The organism is Pseudomonas putida, from assembly GCF_001976065.1.
GTDB lineage: Bacteria > Pseudomonadota > Gammaproteobacteria > Pseudomonadales > Pseudomonadaceae > Aquipseudomonas > Aquipseudomonas serbica.
This window is the reverse complement of record NZ_MNAH01000001.1, coordinates 355,371-377,567: the sequence shown is the minus strand read 5'-3', so window position 1 is coordinate 377,567 and position 22,197 is coordinate 355,371. Positions and strand designations below refer to the sequence as shown.

The 22,197-nt window shown below is 60.6% G+C and carries 19 protein-coding genes and 1 pseudogene; 11 read left to right on the top strand and 9 right to left on the bottom strand.

Annotated features, from left to right (window positions below; all coding sequences use genetic code 11):
- Positions 1 to 96: 96 nt before the first annotated feature.
- The 8 genes from BKX96_RS01755 (at position 97) to cmoB (ending at position 8,695) form a co-directional block, all read left to right on the top strand.
- Positions 97 to 648 carry an NUDIX hydrolase gene (locus tag BKX96_RS01755; protein WP_046820369.1) on the top strand — a complete coding sequence of 184 codons (552 nt, stop codon included), beginning with the start codon at positions 97 to 99 and terminating at the stop codon, positions 646 to 648.
- A gap of 125 nt (positions 649 to 773) precedes the next feature.
- A complete protein-coding gene (locus tag BKX96_RS01750) occupies positions 774 to 1,277 on the top strand; it encodes a L,D-transpeptidase family protein (protein WP_046820370.1) in 504 nt (167 codons plus the stop codon).
- 184 nt (positions 1,278 to 1,461) lie between these two features.
- Positions 1,462 to 3,879 carry an endopeptidase La gene (lon, locus tag BKX96_RS01745; protein WP_046820371.1) on the top strand — a complete coding sequence of 806 codons (2,418 nt, stop codon included), beginning with the start codon at positions 1,462 to 1,464 and terminating at the stop codon, positions 3,877 to 3,879.
- Positions 3,880 to 4,095: 216 nt separating this feature from the next.
- The gene (locus BKX96_RS01740; protein WP_046820372.1) at positions 4,096 to 4,488 is read left to right on the top strand and encodes a protease inhibitor I42 family protein; all 393 of its coding nucleotides are present in this window, start codon (positions 4,096 to 4,098) and stop codon (positions 4,486 to 4,488) included.
- Between the two features lie 2 nt (positions 4,489 to 4,490).
- Positions 4,491 to 5,126, top strand: coding sequence for a lysoplasmalogenase (locus BKX96_RS01735; RefSeq protein ID WP_046820373.1), 636 nt, complete (start codon positions 4,491 to 4,493; stop codon positions 5,124 to 5,126).
- Positions 5,127 to 5,357: 231 nt separating this feature from the next.
- Positions 5,358 to 6,905, top strand: a complete 1,548-nt coding sequence (locus BKX96_RS01730; RefSeq protein WP_077182508.1) for a M4 family metallopeptidase — start codon at positions 5,358 to 5,360, stop codon at positions 6,903 to 6,905.
- A gap of 93 nt (positions 6,906 to 6,998) precedes the next feature.
- Positions 6,999 to 7,742, top strand: coding sequence for a carboxy-S-adenosyl-L-methionine synthase CmoA (cmoA, locus tag BKX96_RS01725; RefSeq protein ID WP_046820374.1), 744 nt, complete (start codon positions 6,999 to 7,001; stop codon positions 7,740 to 7,742).
- Positions 7,739 to 8,695 (top strand): tRNA 5-methoxyuridine(34)/uridine 5-oxyacetic acid(34) synthase CmoB, encoded by a 957-nt coding sequence (gene cmoB, locus BKX96_RS01720; RefSeq protein ID WP_046820375.1) that lies wholly within the window; start codon positions 7,739 to 7,741, stop codon positions 8,693 to 8,695. The genes cmoA and cmoB overlap by 4 nt, the downstream gene beginning before the upstream one ends.
- 127 nt (positions 8,696 to 8,822) lie before the next feature.
- Here cmoB and tadA read toward each other — a convergent pair whose 3' ends face one another.
- The 6 genes and pseudogenes from tadA to BKX96_RS01690 form a co-directional block, all read right to left on the bottom strand.
- Complete coding sequence (gene tadA / locus BKX96_RS01715) at positions 8,823 to 9,320, bottom strand: tRNA adenosine(34) deaminase TadA (RefSeq protein WP_077182507.1); 498 nt, start codon at positions 9,318 to 9,320, stop codon at positions 8,823 to 8,825.
- Positions 9,320 to 10,696, bottom strand: a complete 1,377-nt coding sequence (locus tag BKX96_RS01710; protein ID WP_046820412.1) for a multicopper oxidase family protein — start codon at positions 10,694 to 10,696, stop codon at positions 9,320 to 9,322. Before BKX96_RS01710 ends, tadA begins: the two co-directional genes overlap by 1 nt.
- A gap of 200 nt (positions 10,697 to 10,896) precedes the next feature.
- The gene (gene guaA / locus BKX96_RS01705; RefSeq protein ID WP_046820377.1) at positions 10,897 to 12,474 is read right to left on the bottom strand and encodes a glutamine-hydrolyzing GMP synthase; all 1,578 of its coding nucleotides are present in this window, start codon (positions 12,472 to 12,474) and stop codon (positions 10,897 to 10,899) included.
- Between the two features lie 99 nt (positions 12,475 to 12,573).
- Positions 12,574 to 14,043: an IMP dehydrogenase gene (gene guaB / locus BKX96_RS01700; RefSeq protein WP_046820378.1), complete on the bottom strand. Its 1,470-nt coding sequence runs from the start codon at positions 14,041 to 14,043 to the stop codon at positions 12,574 to 12,576.
- Between the two features lie 221 nt (positions 14,044 to 14,264).
- Positions 14,265 to 14,813: a hypothetical protein gene (locus BKX96_RS01695; protein ID WP_046820379.1), complete on the bottom strand. Its 549-nt coding sequence runs from the start codon at positions 14,811 to 14,813 to the stop codon at positions 14,265 to 14,267.
- A 61-nt stretch (positions 14,814 to 14,874) separates the two neighbouring features.
- Positions 14,875 to 15,074: pseudogene (locus tag BKX96_RS01690) on the bottom strand (sulfite exporter TauE/SafE family protein); the annotation flags it as partial.
- A gap of 107 nt (positions 15,075 to 15,181) precedes the next feature.
- Here BKX96_RS01690 and xseA point away from each other — a divergent pair.
- Positions 15,182 to 16,561, top strand: a complete 1,380-nt coding sequence (gene xseA / locus BKX96_RS01685; RefSeq protein ID WP_046820380.1) for an exodeoxyribonuclease VII large subunit — start codon at positions 15,182 to 15,184, stop codon at positions 16,559 to 16,561.
- A 3-nt stretch (positions 16,562 to 16,564) separates the two neighbouring features.
- Positions 16,565 to 17,386 carry a M23 family metallopeptidase gene (locus BKX96_RS01680; protein WP_046820381.1) on the top strand — a complete coding sequence of 274 codons (822 nt, stop codon included), beginning with the start codon at positions 16,565 to 16,567 and terminating at the stop codon, positions 17,384 to 17,386.
- A 110-nt stretch (positions 17,387 to 17,496) separates the two neighbouring features.
- On the opposite strand, the gene BKX96_RS01675 is transcribed toward BKX96_RS01680, so the two are convergent.
- Positions 17,497 to 17,853 (bottom strand): hypothetical protein, encoded by a 357-nt coding sequence (locus BKX96_RS01675; RefSeq protein WP_046820413.1) that lies wholly within the window; start codon positions 17,851 to 17,853, stop codon positions 17,497 to 17,499.
- Positions 17,854 to 18,241: 388 nt separating this feature from the next.
- Between BKX96_RS01675 and leuA the strand changes: the two genes are divergently transcribed.
- Positions 18,242 to 19,921: a 2-isopropylmalate synthase gene (gene leuA / locus BKX96_RS01665; protein WP_046820382.1), complete on the top strand. Its 1,680-nt coding sequence runs from the start codon at positions 18,242 to 18,244 to the stop codon at positions 19,919 to 19,921.
- 202 nt (positions 19,922 to 20,123) lie between these two features.
- Here the strand turns inward: leuA and BKX96_RS01660 are convergent, their stop codons facing one another.
- Together BKX96_RS01660 and BKX96_RS01655 are read right to left on the bottom strand one after the other, a co-directional pair.
- Positions 20,124 to 20,915, bottom strand: coding sequence for an amidohydrolase (locus BKX96_RS01660; protein WP_077183106.1), 792 nt, complete (start codon positions 20,913 to 20,915; stop codon positions 20,124 to 20,126).
- Positions 20,903 to 22,051 (bottom strand): pyridoxal phosphate-dependent aminotransferase, encoded by a 1,149-nt coding sequence (locus tag BKX96_RS01655; RefSeq protein WP_077182506.1) that lies wholly within the window; start codon positions 22,049 to 22,051, stop codon positions 20,903 to 20,905. Before BKX96_RS01655 ends, BKX96_RS01660 begins: the two co-directional genes overlap by 13 nt.
- Positions 22,052 to 22,197 lie beyond the last annotated feature (146 nt).

Sequence of the window (22,197 nt, the reverse complement as noted above, 5' to 3'; positions counted from 1 at the left end):
CGCCCAACCCCCCGGACAGTGGCATGTCGCGAAACGACAACTTGCCGACAGCCACCGCCGCACGCCAAGATAGGCGCAGCATTCAGGAACCCAAGCATGAAATTTTGCAGTCAGTGCGGCAACCCGGTGACCCAACGCATTCCCGAGGGCGATTCTCGCCTGCGTTTTGTCTGCGACAGCTGTCACACCATTCACTACCAGAACCCCAACATCGTCGCCGGTTGCGTGCCGACCTGGGGCACTCAGGTGTTGTTGTGCCGCCGCGCCATCGAGCCGCGCCGGGGCTACTGGACCCTGCCCGCCGGCTTCATGGAAAACGGCGAGACCATCGAGCAGGCGGCCATTCGCGAGACCGCCGAGGAAGCCTGCGCCCGGGTGCGCAACCTGAGCATCTATACGCTGATCGATGTGCCGCACATCAGCCAGGTGCACGTCTTCTTCCGCGCCGAACTGGCGGACCTGGATTTTGCTGCAGGCCCCGAGAGCCTGGAAGTGCAACTATTCGACGAAGCCGACATCCCTTGGGACGAGCTGGCTTTCCGCACGGTGGGCCGTACCTTAGAATGCTTCTTCGCTGACCGGCGGACCGAGGTCTATCCCGTCCGGTCCGAATCGATCCCGCCGCTGGTTCAGCCTGTCATCATTTGATGTCATCTTGGTATCATTACCAGGCGCACTACGATCGTCCGAACTCGGCCCGAACCTTCGGCAGCGCCTGCAAAAACACCTATAAATATATATATAGTCGCGACACCTCTTGGGGAATCGTTTCAATGCGCTGGTTGCTTGCCCTTTTCTGCTTGTCGTTCATCACGGTGTCCCAGGCTACCGCCATGGAACCCCTGAACGGCAAGGTCATCGAGAAAATCCTGGTTCTCAAGTCTGCCCATCAATTGCAATTGATCAATGACGGCAAGCCGTTCAAGACCTACCGCATTTCCCTGGGCAAGCGGCCCAAGGGAGCGAAGCTGATGGAAGGCGACAAACGCACGCCCGAAGGTTTCTACTGGATCGACTGGCGCAAGGTCAGCGACCGCTTCAACCTGGCGATGCACATTTCCTATCCGAACATCACCGATTCCGCCCGTTCACGGCGCGAAGGTGTCGATCCCGGCGGCATGATCATGATCCATGGCACCCCGGACACCGAAGAAAACCCCGAGCACCTGTTCCACACCCTGGACTGGACCGACGGCTGCATCGCCATGCGCAACATGGACATGCGCGAAATCTGGAACCTGGTGCCGGACGGCACGATGATCGAGATTCGCCCGTAAGATGCCGGATTAGCGTTCCCATACCGTGGGAACGCTGCCCGCACTGACCTGCGCGCCACGCCTGCAACGGGCTGATGACCAGGACCTGTGCAGATCCTGAACGCTCCCCGAATATCCCCTCCCCCATTGAAACCACCCAAGGCCTGCCCCATCTAAGACCCATACTCCATTGCGCAGGTGCCCCATGAGCGACCAGCAAGCATTCCCCGAAGACCCCAGCGAATACGCCGACCCGCAAGCCGCCGAACACCACACCACCGGCAAGGGCCTGGCCCTGCCCGGCCAGAACCTGCCGGACAAGGTCTACATCATTCCGATTCACAACCGCCCCTTCTTCCCGGCCCAGGTCCTGCCGGTCATCGTCAATGAAGAACCCTGGGCTGAAACCCTCGACCTGGTCGCCAAATCCGATCATCACTCCCTGGCCCTGTTCTACATGGACACCCCCCAGGAAGACCCGCGCCATTTCGACACCTCGGCCCTGCCGCTGTACGGCACACTGGTCAAGGTGCACCACGCCAGCCGCGAAAACGGCAAACTGCAATTCGTCGCCCAGGGCCTGACCCGTGTGCGCCTCAAGACCTGGCTCAAGCACCATCGCCCGCCGTACCTGGTGGAAGTCGAATACCCGCACCAGCCCACCGAGCCGACCGACGAGGTCAAGGCCTACGGGATGGCGCTGATCAATGCGATCAAGGAACTGCTACCGCTCAACCCGCTGTACAGCGAAGAGCTGAAGAACTACCTCAACCGCTTCAGCCCCAACGATCCGTCGCCGCTGACCGACTTTGCCGCCGCCCTGACATCGGCGACCGGCAGCGAGCTGCAGGAAGTGCTCGACTGCGTGCCGATGCTCAAGCGCATGGAAAAAGTCCTGCCGATGCTGCGCAAGGAAGTCGAAGTCGCGCGCCTGCAAAAAGAGATTTCCGCTGAAGTGAACCGCAAGATCGGTGAGCACCAGCGCGAGTTCTTCCTCAAGGAACAACTCAAGGTCATCCAGCAGGAGCTGGGGCTGACCAAGGACGACCGCAGCGCTGACCTCGAACAGTTCGAGCAGCGACTGGTGGGCAAAGTCCTGCCGGCGCAGGTGCAGAAACGCCTCGAAGAAGAGATGAACAAGCTGTCGATCCTCGAAACCGGCTCGCCAGAGTACGCCGTCACCCGCAATTACATCGATTGGGCGACCTCGGTGCCGTGGGGCGTGTACGGTGAGGACAAACTCGACCTCAAGCACGCGCGCAAGGTGCTGGACAACCACCACGCCGGCCTCGACGACATCAAGGACCGCATCCTCGAGTTTCTCGCGGTCGGTGCCTACAAAGGCGAGATCAGCGGTTCCATCGTATTGCTGGTGGGGCCGCCGGGCGTGGGTAAGACCAGCGTCGGCAAATCCATCGCCGAATCCCTTGGCCGACCGTTCTACCGCTTCAGCGTGGGCGGCATGCGTGACGAGGCTGAAATCAAGGGCCATCGCCGAACGTACATCGGCGCGCAACCGGGCAAACTGGTGCAGGCGCTCAAAGACGTCGAAGTGATGAACCCGGTGATCATGCTCGATGAAATCGACAAGATGGGCCAAAGCTATCAGGGTGACCCGGCCTCGGCGCTATTGGAAACCCTCGACCCGGAGCAGAACGTCGAATTCCTCGACCACTACCTCGATCTGCGCATGGACCTGTCGAAAGTGCTGTTCGTCTGCACCGCCAACACCCTGGATTCGATTCCCGGCCCCTTGCTGGACCGGATGGAAGTGATCCGCCTGTCGGGCTACATCACCGAAGAAAAAGTCGCCATCGCCAAGCGTCACCTGTGGCCAAAACAACTGGAGAAGGCTGGGGTGTCGAAAAGCAGCCTGAGCATCAGCGACAGCGCCCTCAAGGCGCTGATCGACGGTTATGCCCGTGAAGCCGGGGTCCGCCAGCTGGAAAAAAACCTCGGCAAACTGGTGCGCAAAGCCGTGGTGAAGCTGCTCGAAGATCCACAGGCAACGATCAAGATTGGCCCGAAAGACCTCGAATCGTCGCTGGGCAAACCGGTGTTCCGTAACGAGCAGGTACTTTCCGGCATCGGCGTGATCACTGGCCTGGCCTGGACCAGCATGGGTGGCGCCACCTTGCCGATCGAAGCGACGCGCATTCACACCCTCAATCGCGGCTTCAAACTCACCGGGCAATTGGGTGAGGTGATGAAGGAGTCGGCGGAAATTGCCTACAGCTACGTCAGCTCCAACCTGAAGTCGTTTGGCGGTGACCCGAAATTCTTCGACGAAGCGTTCGTCCACCTGCACGTTCCGGAAGGCGCCACCCCGAAAGACGGCCCGAGCGCCGGTGTGACCATGGCCAGCGCCCTGCTGTCCCTGGCCCGCAACCAGCCACCGAAAAAAGGCGTGGCCATGACCGGCGAACTGACGCTGACCGGGCATGTACTGCCGATTGGCGGGGTGCGTGAGAAGGTGATTGCGGCGCGCCGGCAGAAGATTTTCGAGCTGATTCTGCCGGAGTCTAACCGGGGTAATTTCGAGGAATTGCCGGAGTATCTGAAGGAAGGCATTACCGTGCATTTCGCCAAGCGGTTCGCCGATGTGGCGAAGGTGTTGTTCTGATGTTCCTGTAGCGACTGCGCTACCGCTATCGCTGGCAAGCCAGCTCCTACAGGGTTCTTTGGTGAACACTGAATTTGTGTTCAACGCAAACCATTGTAGGCGCTGGCTTGCCAGCGAAGGCGTCAGCCCTGACACCACTTCTTTCCCTGGCTGTCACAATTTGTCTTATCTCGGTTATGCTCGCCGTTCGTCGTGAACGCTGGAGCCGCTGAGCCTATGTCCCCCACTCGCCTGTTTGTCCCCCTCGCCCTCGCCTTGCTGGCCGCCTGCGCCACGCAGCCGAAACAGAACGTGACCGTGGAAAAACAAAGCGAATGCCCGGTAAAACTCAGCAACGGGCAAAACCTGATCCTGACCCTGCCGAGCAATCCAACCACGGGTTATCGCTGGTCGATCCAGGATTCGGCCGGTGGTGTGCTGCGCGCGCTCAGCCCTGAGGTCTACAGCAACCCGGAAGATGCCGGTGTCGTCGGTGCTGCCGGTGTTTCCACCTGGCGATTCCAGGCCTTTGCCACTGGCACGGGACGTCTACGCCTGACTTCGCAACAACCCTGGGCTCCGGAAGTGCTGCCGGCGGATGCCTTCGACTGCGCCATTTCGGTCAACTGACCGTGGGCTGGCTGATTCTGGCGCTGATGGGCGCGGTGACTTTTCTCTACGGCCTGAGCGTGCACGCTGCACTGCTTTGCCTGCTGGTCAAGCCGCTGCCGGTGCTGGCCCTGCTCGGCTGGCTGCACGACGCACCGCCCGGCGAGTATCGGCGCTGGATCAGCCTCGGGTTGATTTTCTCCCTGCTCGGCGACGTGCTGCTGGCATGGCCGGGGGATTTGTTCGTGTTTGGCCTCGGAGCGTTCCTGGTCGCCCATCTGGCCTATCTAAAGGCTTATTTGAGCGACTGCAGGCGGCTGGCCCTGTTGCCGCTGATCCTGGCCCTCAGCGTCGGCGTCGTGCTGCTGGGAGTTCTGATCTCTCACGGGCTGGGGCCGTTGCTGATTCCGGTGATCGTCTACGGGCTGGCGATCAGCGCCATGCTCTGGCGTGCGCTGGCGCGGCTCGGCAGCGACGTGCCCAAGCGTTCGGCGCTGTTGGCGGCAGCAGGCGCGGTGGCGTTTGTGTTCTCGGACAGCATGATTGGTATCAGTCGCTTTGTTGAGCCGTTCGATGCGGCGCCCTATGTGATCATCCTCAGCTACTGGCTGGGGCAATGGGGCATCACCGCCTCGGCGTTCACTCAAAAACTGCGCTAGCAATACACAGATTGCCAACAGCCCTCATGCTCAGGAACACGCTCGTTTCATGCACATACTTGCGTGCATATTGGTGTACACCGCTAACGCTCCCTCCCCCGCAAACAACTACCGAATAACTTATCTCATTACGATTGAAAGCAAACCTATCAGTTCTGTCAGGTGTAAGACGCCGACACTTCATGACACGCTCAGGATGACTCAACGCCTACTGACAATGAAGGAACGCTTATGTATGGCCGTCTCGCACCACATCTACTTGGCACGCTTTCCATCATGTTGCCGCTCTTCACGCTCGCTGCTTCCATTGAGGAAGTTGACGACAAGGGAGTGGGTTCAGATGCTCACACTCAATACGCATTAAAGCTTGATGAACTGCATCTTGTAGCAAAGGGGGAGCCTATTGCACTCGCTGGCAAACGATCGGTGCAACGCATGTCTCAGACCTACCGAGGCATATCCATATATGGCCATGGCGTTGCTATTGAGCGCGATGCCCAAGGACAGGTCATCCATGCCAGCGGCCGCTACCTGCAAGGGATTGAGCACGATTTACCCCACGTAGAACCGGCGCTGGATGCAAATCAGGCAGTAGAGGTATTGCAAGAGCAATGGCGGATCAAAAAAGGCGAAACATCCAAGGCACCGACCTTCACAAGTACAAAACTTTTTATCTATCAGCCACGTCATGAGAGCAAGGCGCGACTGATTTATCGAGTGTCTTATAGTACCGATGCCAAGACCAAGACTGGGATCCCGTCTAACCCGACCGGGTTGATCGATGCCGCGACCGGAGAAGTACTCAAATCGTGGGAAGGCGTTGCGTCGCTGGAGACTCGACCTGCCTATGGTCCCGGTGGCAATGTGCTGATTGGCGAGTATCGCTACGGTAATGAGCGTCCAACGTTGCCTTCCACGCAACGGGGCCATGCGTGCTCGTTCGATCACAATGGCATCCAGATATTCTACGGAACTATCCAGGTACCCTCTCCCCCTTGGATATTTCCGTGCCCTTTTAGCGTTCAGGAGACAATCAATGGCGGCTACACGCCGGTCAACGATTTATATTTCCACACGATTATTACCAGAGACTTGTATCTAGACATACTGGGCGTCCAGCCAATAATCGGCGGACTGAAGATGCTCTTCTTAACTGCCAAGGGCGATGGCGCGGGATGGAGTACAACTGAGAACATGGGGGTTTTCCTCTCCGGAGCGACGTCGTTTCATCCCATGGTAAGCCAGGACATCGTTGCCCATGAGATCAGTCATGGCTTTTCCTTGCAGAACTCGGGCCTGGAAGATTCTTCGGCACAGGAAGGTGGAATTAATGAGGCGTTTTCGGACATGTCCGGCGAGGCGGCCAAGTACCGCAGGAACGGCAAAAGTGATTTTGTCATCGCGAGCTCCATTACCAAGCCTGACGGCGATTACGGTTATCTCGGCGGGCTCCGTCAGATGTGTCACCAGTCCACCGATGGGCACTCCATCGAACATGCCTCAGAGTTCGACGTAAATGGAATGGATGCGCATTATTCCAGCGGTGTCTACAACAAGGCTTACTGCTTATTGTCCAAGACACCAAGTTGGGATCAGCGCAAGGCTTTCCAGGTGTTCGCGCTGGCCAATCACAGCTATTGGAGTCAAGACGAAACCTTTGATACCGCCGCTTGCGGCGCCGAGCAGGCAGCACGAGCATTAGGCCATCCCGTTGCGGAATTGCAAAAGGCCTTGGCCGAGGTGGGCGTACAGTGCGCCAAAGGCACTCCCATTGGCTAAGCGATCAGGCCAACACGCTATCGAAATCCCGTCGCGGCACTCGGGTACCTAGGCTAAAATGCCGGCCTTTTCATCGACACCGCCGGAACCGCCGTGAGCAAAGAATCCGATCGCCTTTTCGCCCAGCCTTTGGCCCAGGTGCCTGACTTCGCCTTCAATGAGGACGTGGTGCGGGTGTTCCCGGACATGATCAAGCGCTCGGTGCCGGGTTACCCGACCATCGTCGAGAATCTCGGTGTGCTCGCCGCGCAATTCGCCCAACCGGGCAGCGTGCTCTACGACCTCGGTTCGTCCCTGGGCGCAGTGACCCAGGCGCTGCGTCGACATGTGCGCACCGAGGGTTGTCGCGTTGTCGCTGTGGATAACTCCGCGGCCATGGTCGAGCGATGCCGCGAATACTTGAACGGCCAGGACTCGATGTTCCAGGAGTTGCTGCCGGTGGACGTGATCGAGGGCGACATCCTCGCCCTGGAATTCAAACCGGCCTCGGTGGTGGCGCTGAATTTCACCCTGCAATTCATCGCGCCGGATCAGCGCACCGCGTTGCTGACGCGCATCCATCAATCGCTGTTACCCGGTGGCGCCCTGATTCTCTCGGAAAAACTGCGTTTTGAAGACGAAAAGGAGCACGCGCTGCTCACCGACCTGCATGTCGCCTTCAAGCGCGCCAACGGCTACAGCGAACTGGAAATCGCCCAGAAGCGCAGCGCCATCGAAAACGTCATGAAGCCCGACAGCCTCGAAGAACACCGCGAACGCCTGTTGGCCGCCGGGTTCTCGAAAGTCGTGCCGTGGTTCCAGTGTCTTAACTTTGCCTCGTTGATTGCCTTGCCATGATTGATCTGTCTCCCCTCGCTCGCCGTCTGGCCGGCACGCCGCTGGCCGATTGGGCCAACACCCTGCAGCAGCAACTCGACAAGAAAATGGAAAAGGGCCACGGCGACCTGGAACGTTGGCAAAGCGCGCTGGATGCCTTGCCGCCGATCCAGCCAAGCGAAGTCGACCTGCTGAACGGTTTGAAACTGGACACCGATTGCGACGACGCCACCCGCGCGCAAATGCGCACCGCGCTGATGGGCTTGTCGCCGTGGCGCAAAGGCCCGTTCGATCTGTTCGGCGTGCACGTCGACACCGAATGGCGCTCGGACTGGAAATGGTCGCGCGTCGCCCCGCACCTGGACCTCAAGGGCAAGCGTATCCTCGATGTCGGCTGCGGCAACGGCTATTACATGTGGCGCATGCTCGGGGCCGGCGCGGACAGCGTGATCGGGGTCGATCCGAACTGGTTGTTCTTCTGCCAGTTCCAGGCCGTGCAGCGCTACTTGTCACAGCCGAACGCCTGGCACCTGCCCTTCCCGTTCGAAGACCTGCCGCCGAACCTCGAAGGCTTCGACACAGTGTTTTCCATGGGCGTGTTCTACCACCGCCGCTCGCCAATCGAGCATTTGCTGGCGCTCAAAGATTGCCTGGTCAAGGGCGGTGAACTGGTGCTGGAGACGCTGGTGGTCGAAGGCGACAAACACCAGGTGCTGGTGCCGGAAGACCGTTACGCGCAGATGCGCAACGTGTGGTTCCTGCCATCGGTGCCGGCGCTGGAGTTGTGGCTGCGGCGTGCCGGGTTCACTGATGTGAAATGCGTGGACGTGAGCGTGACCACGGTCGAAGAACAGCGCGGGACGGAGTGGATGAAGTACCAGTCGCTGAGTGACTTCCTTGATCCCGAGGATCACAGCAAGACCATCGAAGGCCTGCCGGCGCCGATGCGGGCGGTGATCGTCGCTCGCAAGTAACCAATCTCTACCCTACTGAAGATCCCCTGTGGGAGCGAGCCTGCTCGCGAAGACGGTGGCACATCCAGCATTGATGTGGCAGACATACCGCTTTCGCGAGCAGGCTCGCTCCCACAGGGACCGGTGTTTACTCGGCGGGCTTGGCTCTACGGGCCTTGAAGAACTCGCTCAAAACCGCCCCGCATTCCTCCGCCAATACCCCGCCCTCATACAACACCCGGTGATTCAAGAAGCCCTGGGTAAAGAACTGCCCCTGGCTCTGCACGATCCCCGCCTTGGGCTCCAGCGCGCCATACACCACCCGCGCAATGCGCGAATGCACGATCAACCCGGCGCACATGCTGCAGGGCTCCAGCGTCACATACAGTGTGCTGCCCGGGAGGCGATAGTTGCTGACGGCCTGGGCGGCGGCACGGATTGCGACCATTTCAGCGTGGGCACTGGGATCGCTGCCGCTGATCGGGCAGTTGTAGCCACGCCCGATGATCTCACCGTCCTGCACCAGCACGGCGCCCACCGGCACTTCCCCCAGGGCAGCGCCTTGGGCAGCCAGTGCCAAGGCTTCACGCATGAAGTCGCGGTCTCGGCTGCGGTCGATGATGGCGGCGGGACGAATCTGACGCATCACGCCACCTCGATAGCGGCCATCAGGCCGGTTTCCATGTGATCGATCACATGGCAATGGAACATCCACACGCCGGGATTATCCGCCACCAGTGCCACTTGCGCGCGCTCGTTCTTGCCCAGCAGGTAAGTGTCGGTGAAATACGGGATGACCTTGTGCCGGTTCGAGGCAATCACCTTGAAGCTCATGCCGTGCAAGTGGATTGGATGCTGATACTGAGTCATGTTCTTCAATTCGAAAATGTAGCTCTTGCCCTTCTCAAGCTTGGCAATCGGCCGGTCGGCGCAAGTCTTGTCGGTAATATCCCAGGCCTTGCCATTGATCTGCCACAGGCTGGGTGGCCTGCCGTTGTCGACATTGACCGAGACCGAGCCAACCCATTCGAAATTGAAGTTGAGTTTCTCGGCATTGGCCAGGTCCGGCTCGGCAATCGGGTTGGCGGGCAGCGCGGGCGGCCATTGGGTCGGTGCGTCGCTATTGGCGACGGAGCGGAACGTACCCAAGCGTACAGGGCCATTGCGCAACGACAACTCTTCACCGGCCGCCGGCGCCTTGATCGCCAGGCAGATGCGCATGCCGGGGCCCAGCCAGTATTCCTTGCCCAGCGGACGCGGTTCGATGGGGTTGCCATCCAAAGCATAGATCTGCGCTTCGACGCCTGGAATATTCAGGCGATAGGTCAGGGTGTTGTCGAGGTTGAGCAGGCGTACGCGGGTGATCTGCCCGGCGGGCAAGTCGATCACCGCCTGCGGCACGCCATTGATGGTCGCCAGGCGCCCGGCCGTACCGCCACGAGCGGCTTCACGGGGAATGCTGAACTCGACGAACTGGCCGACGTCGTCGACATGCCAGCTCTTCAGGCTCAAGGTTTGTTCATACTTGAAACCGGTGGGCTCACGCTCTTCGATAATCAGCGGGCCGACCAGGCCACGACCGAGCTCTTCGCTGCTGTTCACGTGCGGGTGATACCAGTAGCTGCCGGCGTCGGGCACGCGGAATTTGTAATCGAAGTATTCCCCCGGCAACACCGGCAACTGCGACACGTAAGGCACGCCGTCCATTTCCAGCGGCAGGCGGATGCCGTGCCAATGAATCGTGGTGGCAACCGGCAAGTGGTTGATGAAGCGTACCCGCAGCCAATCCCCCTGACGCGCGCGCAACTCGGTCCCCGGCGCCGACGGGCCGAATGCCCAGGCCTGGGTCTTGTGCCCGGCCACCAGCTCAACGTCCAGTGGGGCCGCAATCAGCTCATAATCGTGGCCCGCATCGGCATCGGCCCGCTTGCCCAACCAGTACCGCGACGCGCCCCCCGCACCGACACCAACGACTACAAGACCGGCCAGGCCACCGAGGATTTGGCGACGGGTAAAGGACATGAACTCAACTACCTCACGGATCAACGACGGGCCCTGGGGCCGCAAAAGGCGAATACGATACACCCGCAATTGCGAAAGCAACAGCAAAGCGGGCGTGACGACGGGCCGCAGGCAGCGCCTGCATCAATGCAAAAAGCCGCGTGAACTCTCGTTCACACGGCTTTTTATCCTGCGATCAGCCCCTCAGGGCTGGTGCGGGATCACTCCCACTCAATGGTCGCTGGCGGCTTGCTCGACACGTCGTAGGTGACGCGGGAGATGCCTTCGATCTCATTGATGATGCGCCCGGAAACGGTTTCCAGCAGCTCGTAAGGCAGGTGCGCCCAACGCGCGGTCATGAAGTCGATGGTTTCCACGGCACGCAGGGCCACGACCCAGGCGTAACGACGGCCGTCGCCAACAACACCAACCGATTTCACCGGCTGGAACACCACGAATGCCTGGCTGACCTTGTGGTACCAGTCGGCCTTGCGCAGTTCTTCGATGAAGATGTGGTCGGCACGACGCAGCAGGTCGGCGTATTCCTTCTTCACTTCGCCAAGGATGCGCACACCCAGGCCCGGGCCCGGGAACGGGTGACGGTAGACCATGTCGTACGGCAGGCCCAGTTCCAGGCCCAGACGACGGACTTCGTCCTTGAACAGTTCGCGCAGAGGCTCGACCAGCTTCAGGTTCATCTCTTCCGGCAGGCCGCCCACGTTGTGGTGCGACTTGATCACGTGGGCCTTGCCGCTTTTCGCGCCAGCCGACTCGATCACGTCCGGGTAGATGGTGCCCTGGGCCAGGTACTTGATGTTGTCCAGCTTGCAGGATTCGGCATCGAACACGTCGATGAAGGTACGGCCGATGATCTTGCGTTTCTTCTCCGGGTCGGCTTCACCGGCCAGGTTGCCCAGGAACTGCTCTTCGGCGTTGGCGCGGATCACCTTGACGCCCATGTTCTCGGCGAACATGGCCATCACTTGCTCACCCTCGTGCAGGCGCAGCAGCCCGTTGTCGACGAATACGCACGTCAGCTGGTCGCCGATCGCCTTGTGCAGCAGCGCGGCAACCACGGACGAGTCCACACCGCCGGACAGGCCGAGCAGGACGTTGTCGGTGCCGACCTGGGCGCGAACCTGGGCGATGGCGTCTTCAGCGATCTTCGACGGGGTCCACAGGGCTTCACACTCGCAGATGTCGAGGATGAAGCGCGACAGGATGCGACCGCCCTGCTTGGTGTGGGTCACTTCCGGGTGGAACTGCACGCCGTAGTAACGACGATCGTCGTTGAACATGCCGGCGATCGGGCAGCTCGGGGTGCTGGCCAGGATGTGGAAGTCTTCCGGCATCTTGGTGACCTTGTCACCGTGGCTCATCCATACGTCGAGGCCGAACAGGCCATCGGCGTCGATGTGGTCTTCGATGCCGTCGAGCAGACGGCTCTTGCCAACCACGTCAACGCGGGCATAACCGAACTCACGCAGCTCGGAACCTTCAACCTTGCCGCCCAGTTGCTCGGCCATGGTCTGCATGCCGTAGCAGATACCGAAGACCGGCACGCCCAGGTCGAAAACGGCTTGCGGGCAGCGAGGGCTGTTGGCTTCGTGAACCGACTCCGGGCCACCGGCGAGGATGACGCCTTTAGGAGCGAATTCGCGGATCGCATCTTCGTCCATGTCGAACGGGTGCAGCTCGCAGTAAACACCGATTTCACGCACGCGACGGGCGATCAGCTGGGTGTACTGGGAACCGAAGTCGAGGATCAGGATGCGGTGGGCGTGAATGTCGAGGGCCATGATTCAGTCTCGTCTAAAAAATTCGGAAACAGTCGTGATTCAGAAACAACTCGGGGCTGAATAAAACAGCCCCGGTTGCTTAGCTTGTTGCTTGAAGGCTCAACCTACGCGGTAGTTTGGCGCTTCCTTGGTGATCTGCACGTCGTGGACGTGGGACTCGGCCATGCCGGCGCCGGTGATCCGCACGAACTCAGGCTTGGTGCGCATCTCTTCGATGTTGGCACTGCCGGTGTAGCCCATGGAAGAACGCAGGCCGCCCATCAATTGATGGATGATCGCGCTCAGGGTGCCCTTGTACGGCACACGGCCTTCGATGCCTTCCGGAACCAGCTTCTCGGCGCCTGCCGAGGAGTCCTGGAAGTAACGGTCGGAGGAACCTTGAGCCTGGGACATGGCGCCCAGCGAACCCATGCCGCGGTAAGCCTTGTACGAACGGCCCTGGAACAGTTCGATCTCGCCCGGCGCTTCTTCGGTACCGGCGAACATCGAGCCCATCATCACGCAGGAGGCACCGGCTACGATGGCCTTGGACAGGTCACCGGAGAAACGGATGCCGCCGTCGGCGATCAACGGAACGCCAGTGCCTTCAAGGGCAGCGGCGACGTTGGCGATGGCACTGATTTGCGGCACGCCGACACCGGCGACGATACGGGTTGTGCAGATCGAGCCAGGGCCGATACCGACCTTGACGGCGTCAGCGCCGGCTTCGGCCAGGGCCTTGGCAGCAGCGCCGGTGGCGATGTTGCCGCCGATCACCTGCACTTCAGGGAAGTTCTGCTTGACCCAGCGAACGCGGTCGATCACGCCTTTGGAGTGACCATGGGCGGTGTCGACCACCACCACGTCAACACCGGCGGCGACCAGCGCGGTAACGCGGTCACCGGTGTCTTTACCGGTACCGACTGCAGCACCCACGCGCAGACGACCTTGATCGTCCTTGCTGGCCAGCGGGTAAGCTTTGGCTTTTTCGATGTCGTTGACGGTCATCATGCCTTTGAGGGCAAATTTGTCGTCGACGATCAGCACGCGCTCGATGCGGTGCTTGTGCAGCAGTTCACGCACATCGTTCTTGTCGGCGCCTTCCTTGACCGTGACCAGACGCTCTTTAGGCGTCATCACTTCACGGACAGTGGCTTCCAGACGGTTCTCGAAACGCACGTCACGGGAGGTGACAATGCCGACCAGGTCGCCATTGTGCAGTACCGGAACGCCGGAGATGTTGTGCATGCGGGTCAGTTCGAACAACTCGCGCACGGTGGCGTCGGCGTCGATGGTGATCGGGTCCTTGACCACACCGGCTTCGTAACGCTTGACCTTGCGCACTTCGGCAGCTTGCTGCTCGATGGTCATGTTCTTGTGGATGATACCGATACCACCTTCCTGAGCCATGGCAATTGCCAGACGGGCTTCAGTGACGGTGTCCATGGCGGCGGAAACCAGTGGAATATTCAGCTCGATGCCACGGGTAAGGCGGGTCTTGAGACTGACTTCGTTAGGAAGCACCTCGGAATAACCGGGCACTAGGAGAATGTCGTCGAATGTCAGAGCTTCTTGGCTGATACGCAGCATCGCGGGGGCTCCCGAGCGGGAAAATGGAAGCGCGCCATTATAGTCACACACCCCCTCGGGTTCAATGTAAAACTCTGTCTATTATCGATACGGTGATCGACGGGTATTTTACCTGGATTTCTTGTAGGAGCTGGCTTGCCAGCGAATCAGGCAATACGGTCTGTCTGACACACCGCTTTCGCTGGCAAGCCAGCTCCTACAGAGATCGGTGTCGATCAGAATTACAGTTCGACTTTCACCCAACTCACCGGCTGATCCAGCCAATCGGCAAACTCGTCGAGAAAGCTCTGCTTGAATCCCGCCTCGGCCCAGTTGTTGAAGATGAAGCCCAGGTTGGAAAAGCCGCACTCCTGCAGGAACAGAAAACCGTTGATGTCGTCTTCGTGCCCACATTCCGGGCAGGTGAAGTTGTCGGTACGCCCCGGCATCCAGTCTTCGAGGCTTTCGAACAGCGCTTCACCGACTTCCTTGCGGCACTCGGCACAGCCGGCCTCGCCCAGAAATCCCTTGGCCGGTGTATAGATGCAGCGCTTGGTGACGATCTCCAGGCCATTGATCGGCTCGCCGAACGGCAGGGCTTGCGGGTGCAGGACCACCTCCCGGGCACCCTCGGCGATGGCGTGGGCCATGCGATTGCCGGTGCGACCACAGGTGGTCAGTTCTTCCTCGATGATGTTCTTGCGCACCAGCCAGCGCACGATCGCCCGGGCCCGGGGCTCATGCACCGCCAGCGTGGAGATTTTCGGGACAATGATGCTTTGGGAATTCATGGGGCGGCCTGCTGCAACACTTTGAAAGAAGCCCGGCAGCTTAAGCCCAAGGCTGCGCAGGTCAAGCACTCAAGTAACACCCGATCAAGGCGATGTCGCTGGCCGGGATCAGCCAGGCCACCAGCCGCACGAACGCCTCACGCGACATCGTCATGGTCGACCGATCCACAGGCCCAGTGCCATGGCTGGCAGCAAATACAGCGCCAGCACCGACAAGGGTAGCTCGGCATCGACGCCCGCGACAATCAACAGGCTCAGGCGCCAGCCGGATTCAAGGCGGCAGGGTTCCCCTGCAACATAGAATCCCCCACAAGGGATTTCCGCCAGGTCATGGAGATTGATCGCCGAATGCCTTTAAACTGCGCCCCATGATTAAAGATCCCTTTGCAAGACTCGGCCTGGACCGCGAAGTCCTGACCGTCAGCCAGCTCAACGGCCGCGCGCGGGTGTTGCTTGAAGACGTCTTCAGCAACATCTGGGTCGAAGGCGAAATCTCCAACCTCGCTCGTCCGGCGTCGGGGCACGTGTATTTCACCCTCAAGGACAGCGGCGCCCAGGTGCGCTGCGCGTTATTCCGGCAAAACGCTGCGCGCGTGCGCCAGGCGTTGAAGGATGGCCTGGCGGTCAAGGTCCGGGGCAAGGTCTCGTTGTTCGAGGGCCGCGGCGATTATCAGTTGATACTCGACACCGTCGAGCCAGCCGGTGATGGGGCCTTGCGCCTGGCTTTCGATGCCTTGAAGGAAAAACTCAGCGCCGAAGGCCTGTTCAGCGCCGAGCGCAAAGTGCCGCTGCCGGCGCATCCGCAGCGCATCGGCATCATCAGCTCGCCCACCGGCGCCGTCATCCGCGACATCATCAGCGTGTTCCGCCGCCGCGCGCCGCAGGTGCAACTGACCCTGATCCCCACCGCCGTGCAAGGCCGTGAAGCCACCGCGCAGATTGTCCGCGCCCTGAAACTGGCGGATGCCCGCGGCTTCGACGCCTTGATCCTGGCCCGTGGTGGCGGTTCGCTGGAGGACCTCTGGTGCTTCAACGAAGAAGCCGTGGCCCGCGCGGTGGATGCCTGTGTGACGCCGATCGTCAGTGCCGTAGGCCATGAAACCGATGTGTCCATCAGCGACTTCGTGGCCGACGTTCGCGCACCCACGCCATCGGCCGCCGCCGAACTGCTCGCACCGGATTCCAGCGACCTGGTGCGCCGCGTCGAGAGCCTGCATCGTCGCCTGGTGATGCGCATGCGCGATCGCCTGATGCGCGACCGACTGCGCCTGGAAGGTATTTCTCGCCGACTGCGGCATCCCGGCGAACGCTTGCGCCAGCAAGCGCAACGCCTGGATGACCTGGACATGCGCATGCGCCGCGCTTTCGAACGCAGCCTCAACACCCGTCGCGAACGGCTGATTCGCCTGGAAACCCGCCTGGCCGGGCAACATCCGGGCCGCCAATTGGCGATGCTGCGCCAACGCCTCGACAGCCTCGCCGAACGCCTGCCCCGGGCCATCCGCGAGGGCCTGAAAAGCCGCCGCCTGCAACTGCAGAGCCAGATGCAAACGCTGCATGTGGTCAGTCCCCTGGCGACCCTCGGCCGTGGCTACAGCATTTTGCTCGACGAGCGTGGCAACGCGATCCGTAGCGCCGCACAGACCCACACCGGCCAACGCCTGAAAGCCAAACTCGGCGAGGGCGAACTGCAAGTGCGAGTCGAAGACAATCACCTGACGCCCGTCACTCTTTCTCTACTGGATTGATCCATGCCGCGTTTTTTAGCTCCACTGTTATTGCTGTGCCTGACCTTCAACGCCCACGCCGACAGTTACATCACCCGCCTGTTGAACAAACCGGTGCCGGGCGGCGTGGCGGTGGTCGACCTGGGCAATTCCGCGCAAGCGCCGAAAGCCAGCTACCAGGGCAAGCCGGTGTTGGTGGTCAAGGAACAGAACAACTGGCTGGCCATCGTCGGTTTACCGCTGACGGTCAAGCCGGGCGCCCAGTCGATCAGCAGCGGCGGGCGCACCCTGGGTTTCAGCGTTGGCAACAAGAAATACCCGGAACAACGCATCACCCTCAAGAACACCCAGCAGGTCAATCCTGACCCGGACAACCTCAAGCGCATCGAGCGTGAGCTGGCCGAGCAAATCGCTGCCTACCGCACGTTCAGTCCGAATACACCGAGCAACCTGCTGCTGGACAAGCCGGTCAACGGCCCGCTGTCGAGCAAGTTCGGCGTGCGCCGGTTCTTCAACGGTGAAGAGCGCAACCCGCACTCGGGCCTGGATTTTGCCGTGCCTGGCGGTACGCCGATCAAGACACCAGCCGCAGGCAAGGTGATCCTGATCGGCAACTACTTCTTCAATGGCAACACGGTGTTTGTCGACCATGGCCAAGGCTTCATCAGCATGTTCTGCCACATGTCGAAGATTGACGTGAAGGTCGGCCAGCAGCTGGCTCGCGGTGGCGTTGTAGGTAAAGTCGGTGCGACTGGTCGGGCTACCGGGCCGCATATGCACTGGAATGTCAGTTTGAATGATGCGCGGGTGGATCCGGCGATTTTTATCGGCGCGTTTCAGCCTTGAATCTCAAGTGAGGCCGATGGCCTCTTCGCGAGCAAGCCCGCTCCCACATTGAAATGCGGTCTAAATGTGGGAGCGGGCTTGCTCGCGAAGACGGCGTCACAGGCGATCATTTATTCAGCATCCAGATCCTCAATCCCATGCGCCTCCCGGTCCGCCAGGCAGTGCCTCACCCACTCCTGGGTTTCCTCGGAAAAACCGCTCAGCTCCTGATCCGTGATCAACTCCCGCGCACACAACCCCAGCAAATGCGACCGCGCTTCATGCCGTGAAAACCTGAACACGCCAAACGCCCAATACAGCTCTTTTTGCCCCGCCTTGAGCAACTCCTCGCTGGCATCGATCCGCTCATAGGGTGCGATGCTCTTGTCCAGCACGATCTTTTCGACGTCGGTCATGATCCGGGTGCACATCCGCTCATGGGCCACCGGTCGCAACACGCTGTACAGCTTCCAATCGTACTCGTTCATTACCGACTCCTGTTTGCCAGTCGAGGCTTTAAGAATAGCCTCACCGACAACAGCTGCGGCCAAAACCTTCGATTGCGCATCGCTCAAACCTTGCGCAAGCAACCTCATAATCAGGCGGATTCATCGCAATAAAATCTCGTTACAGATGCCCTGAAGAGGATTCCTCTCAATTTTTTTCGACCGCTTGCCATCCTTCCCCCCCGCGGTTAGGGTTGAAGGCATGAAAACCTCTCACACCCTCATTCAGCTTCGTCAGCACCGCAGTCTGTGCCTTGTCAGCGCACGACTGCCGGGCTGAATCGCGGCGCCTCATCCCAGCGTTACTCCAAGAACATATTGATCCACCGGCAGGCCGCCTTTTTTCGGCCCACACAATAAGGATTTCCCGATGAGCATGCTCAAAGACCCGTCTTCGAAATACCGCGCGTTTCCGACCATCGATATCCCGGACCGCACCTGGCCGTCGAAGACCATCACCGCCGCGCCGATCTGGTGCAGCTCCGATCTGCGTGACGGTAACCAGTCGCTGATCGAACCGATGGACGCCGTCAAGAAGCTGCGCTTCTGGAAAACCCTGGTGCAGGTCGGCGTGAAGGAAATCGAAGCGTCGTTCCCTGCCGCCTCGCAAACCGACTTCGACTTCGTGCGCACCTTGATCGAAGGCAACCACATCCCTGACGACACCACCATCCAGGTGCTGACCCAGGGCCGTGAAGACCTGATCGCGCGTACCTTTGAATCCCTGCGCGGGGCGAAGAAAGCCATCGTGCACCTGTACAACGCGACCTCCCCTTCCTTCCGCCGCATTGTCTTCAACCAGGACAAGGACGGAATCAAGGAAATCGCCGTCAGCGCGGCCAAGCTGTTCGTCAAGTACGCGGCCATGCAGCCTGAAACCGAGTGGACTTTCGAGTACTCGCCGGAAACCTTCAGCGCCACCGAACTGGAGTTCGCCAAGGAAGTCTGCGACGCGGTGATCGAGGTCTGGAACCCGACGCCCGAGCACAAGATGATCCTCAACCTGCCGGCCACCGTCGAATGCGCAACCCCGAACATCTATGCCGACCAGATCGAATGGTTCGGCCGTCACATCAACCGTCGTGACAGCGTGATCATCAGCCTGCACACCCACAACGACCGTGGCACCGGCGTTGCCGCCACCGAGCTGGGCCTGATGGCCGGCGCCGACCGTGTCGAAGGCTGCCTGTTCGGCAACGGCGAGCGTACCGGTAACGTCGACCTGGTGACCGTGGCCCTGAACATGTACACCCAGGGTCTCGACCCGCAACTGGACTTCTCCGACATCGACGGCGTGCGCAAGGTCGTCGAAGAGTGCAACCAGATCCAGGTGCATCCACGTCACCCGTACGTCGGCGACCTGGTGCACACCGCGTTCTCCGGCTCGCACCAGGATGCGATCCGCAAGGGCTTTGCCCAGCAGAAACCGGACGCCCTGTGGGAAGTGCCGTACCTGCCGATCGACCCGGCCGACATCGGCCGCAGCTACGAGGCGGTCATCCGCGTCAACAGCCAGTCGGGCAAGGGCGGTATCGCCTACCTGCTGGAGCAGGAATACGGCATCAGCCTGCCGCGTCGCATGCAGATCGAGTTCAGCCAGGTCGTGCAGCGTGAAACCGATCGCCTGGGCCTGGAAATGTCCGCCAAGCAGATCCACTCGCTGTTGATCAGCGAGTACCTGCAAGCCAACACCCCGTACGCGCTGGTCAGCCATCGCCTGCAGGAAGAAAACGGCAACAGCGCCGTCGAAGTGGAAGTGGCGAGCAAGGGCCAGGGCGAGACCAACCTGCACTGGCGCGGCAAGGGCAACGGCGCCCTGGAAGCGCTGGTGGCCGGTCTGCCAATCCCGGTAGAGATCATGGACTACAACGAACACGCCATCGGCGCGGGCACCAACGCCAAGGCCGCGGCCTACATCGAGCTGCGCGTGAACGGTGAACGTGCGGTGCATGGCGTGGGTATCGATGAAAACATCACCACCGCCAGCTTCAAGGCCCTGTTCAGCGCTCTGAACCGCTCGCTGAGCCAGCCGGAAGCGAAAGCCGCGTAAGCCTCGCTGCAATGCAAAAGGCCCCGGGGTGTGAACCTCGGGGCCTTTTTTTGCCTGCTTATTCTGTGTTGTCTGAACAGACCTCTTCGCGAGCAGGCTCGCTCCCACAGGGGGGTTGTGGTGTACCCAACATCTGCGCCTCCACCGATCAACTGTGGGAGCGAGCCTGCTCGCGAAGGGGCCGGTTCAGGCAGCGAAGATTTCAGGTGAACTCAAAGGTATCGGCATCCAGATTCGCCGGAAACCGCGTGCGATAAGCTGCCAGCTCCGCCGCATCCAGCGTCACCTTGAACACGCCATCCGCCTCCCCTGCGCTGAGCAAGGTCTCACCCTGGAAATCCAGCACCTGGCTGTCACCGGTATACGCAAAGCCTTTGCCGTCGGAGCCGATGCGATTCACCGCCGCCACATAACACAGGTTCTCGATCGCCCGAGCCGGCAGCAAGCGGTTCCAGTGTTGGCGGCGTGCACCGGGCCAGTTGGCGGTGTACAGCAGCAAGTCCGTGTCCTGGGCATCGCGACTCCACACCGGGAAGCGCAGGTCGTAGCAGATCAGCGGCCGTACCCGCCAGCCCTTGAGCTCGAACTGCACCTGGCGCTCGCCGGGGGTGTAATGGTTATGTTCACCGGCCATGCGAAACAGGTGGCGTTTGTCGTAGTGCCACACTTCGCCGTCAGGGCGTGCCCACAACAGACGGTTGCGATGGCTGCCATCAGCGGCCTGCACGATCACGGTACCGGTGATCACCGCATCGAACTTGGCCGATTGAGCCCGCAGCCATTTGCTGGTGGGACCGTTTTCCGCCTCGGCCAGGGTCTCGGACTCCATGGAGAAACCGGTGGTGAACATCTCCGGCAGAATGATCAGGTCAGCGCCGCGGGCCTGCTCCAGCAACTGCTCGAAATGCTCGAGGTTGGCCTGGCGGTCGTGCCAGGCCAGGGTGGTCTGGATCAGCGCCACGGTCAGGTTCGGCAGTGCACTCAGATCACGCATAATTTTTCCGCTGCTTCACGCAGGGTCTCCTCACGTTTGGCGAAGCACAGGCGCACCAGGCGCTGGCCGTCTGGTGGCGTCTGGTAGAAAACCGAGATCGGAATACTCGCCACGCCATGCTCGCGGGTCATCCACAGGGCCATTTCGACGTCATTGAGGTCGGGGCGGATCTGCGAGTAGTCGACCAGCTGGAAGTACGTGCCGGCCACCCGGGTGAAACTGAAACGCGAAGGCGCCAGCAAATCGCAGAACAGATCGCGCTTGGCCTGGTAGAACGCCGGCAATTCTTCGACGTGTTCCGGGTGTTCGGCCATGAAATCGGCCAAGGCATATTGCAGCGGCGTCACGCCGCAGAAACTCACGTACTGGTGCACCTTGCGCAGTTCCGCCGTGAGGGCCGGTGGCGCGACCACGTAGCCGGTTTTCCAGCCAGTGACGTGATAGGTCTTGCCGAACGAGCTGACCACAAAGGCGCGCTGATACAGCTCTTCATGATTGAGCACGCTGGCATGGGCCACGCCGTCGAACACCAGGTGTTCGTAGACTTCGTCGCTGACCAGGTAGATATCGCGATCACGGATCAGATCCGCCAACTGATCCAGCTCGGCCCGACTGATCAGCGCCCCGCTTGGATTGTGCGGTGAGTTCAGCACGATCATTCGCGTGCGCGGGGTGATCGCCTCAGCCAGCTTCTGGAAGTCGATGGAGAAATCATTCAGCCCAAGCTGCACATGCACGCAACGACCGCCAGCCAGTTCCACCGAGGGTTCGTAACTGTCGTAGCACGGATCGAAGACGATCACTTCGTCGCCGTTGCGGATAACCGCCTGGATCGCGCAGAAGATCGCTTGGGTGGCACCGGGAGTGACCGTCACTTCAAGCTCGGCATCCACGTTGACGCCATAGCTGCGGGCGATTTTCGCGCCAATCTGCTGACGCAGCGCCGGCAGGCCGGTCATCGGTGAATACTGGTTGTGGCCACTGGCGATATGCCGACCGACCGCATCGCACAGGGCCTGCGGGGCATCGAAATCGGGGAAACCCTGGGACAGGTTGAGCGCCCCGGTTTGCGCCGCGAGCTGAGACATCTGGGTGAAGATGGTGATGCCGACATTCGGCAGCTTACTGGTGATCATCGAGGAATCCCTGCTCTGCACCCGGCTCTAACGGCGGCGCGGGAGAGTCCGAGGATAGCCCATCCGGCGCCCATAAAAAAAGGGCGCCAAACGGCGCCCTTCTCCAAGCTGATCGCTCCCACGCAGAGCGTGGGAATGATCACCTC

Bases quoted from the DNA above. Each gene is read 5' to 3' on its own strand.
- BKX96_RS01755 (WP_046820369.1), top strand. From the start codon at position 97: ATGAAATTTTGCAGTCAGTGCGGCAACCCGGTGACCCAACGCATTCCC.
- BKX96_RS01750 (WP_046820370.1), top strand. From the start codon at position 774: ATGCGCTGGTTGCTTGCCCTTTTCTGCTTGTCGTTCATCACGGTGTCC.
- lon (WP_046820371.1), top strand. From the start codon at position 1,462: ATGAGCGACCAGCAAGCATTCCCCGAAGACCCCAGCGAATACGCCGAC.
- BKX96_RS01740 (WP_046820372.1), top strand. From the start codon at position 4,096: ATGTCCCCCACTCGCCTGTTTGTCCCCCTCGCCCTCGCCTTGCTGGCC.
- BKX96_RS01730 (WP_077182508.1), top strand. From the start codon at position 5,358: ATGTATGGCCGTCTCGCACCACATCTACTTGGCACGCTTTCCATCATG.
- cmoB (WP_046820375.1), top strand. From the start codon at position 7,739: ATGATTGATCTGTCTCCCCTCGCTCGCCGTCTGGCCGGCACGCCGCTG.
- tadA (WP_077182507.1), bottom strand. From the start codon at position 9,320: ATGCGTCAGATTCGTCCCGCCGCCATCATCGACCGCAGCCGAGACCGC.
- BKX96_RS01710 (WP_046820412.1), bottom strand. From the start codon at position 10,696: ATGTCCTTTACCCGTCGCCAAATCCTCGGTGGCCTGGCCGGTCTTGTA.
- guaA (WP_046820377.1), bottom strand. From the start codon at position 12,474: ATGGCCCTCGACATTCACGCCCACCGCATCCTGATCCTCGACTTCGGT.
- guaB (WP_046820378.1), bottom strand. From the start codon at position 14,043: ATGCTGCGTATCAGCCAAGAAGCTCTGACATTCGACGACATTCTCCTA.
- BKX96_RS01695 (WP_046820379.1), bottom strand. From the start codon at position 14,813: ATGAATTCCCAAAGCATCATTGTCCCGAAAATCTCCACGCTGGCGGTG.
- xseA (WP_046820380.1), top strand. From the start codon at position 15,182: ATGATTAAAGATCCCTTTGCAAGACTCGGCCTGGACCGCGAAGTCCTG.
- BKX96_RS01680 (WP_046820381.1), top strand. From the start codon at position 16,565: ATGCCGCGTTTTTTAGCTCCACTGTTATTGCTGTGCCTGACCTTCAAC.
- BKX96_RS01675 (WP_046820413.1), bottom strand. From the start codon at position 17,853: ATGAACGAGTACGATTGGAAGCTGTACAGCGTGTTGCGACCGGTGGCC.
- leuA (WP_046820382.1), top strand. From the start codon at position 18,242: ATGAGCATGCTCAAAGACCCGTCTTCGAAATACCGCGCGTTTCCGACC.
- BKX96_RS01660 (WP_077183106.1), bottom strand. From the start codon at position 20,915: ATGCGTGATCTGAGTGCACTGCCGAACCTGACCGTGGCGCTGATCCAG.
- BKX96_RS01655 (WP_077182506.1), bottom strand. From the start codon at position 22,051: ATGATCACCAGTAAGCTGCCGAATGTCGGCATCACCATCTTCACCCAG.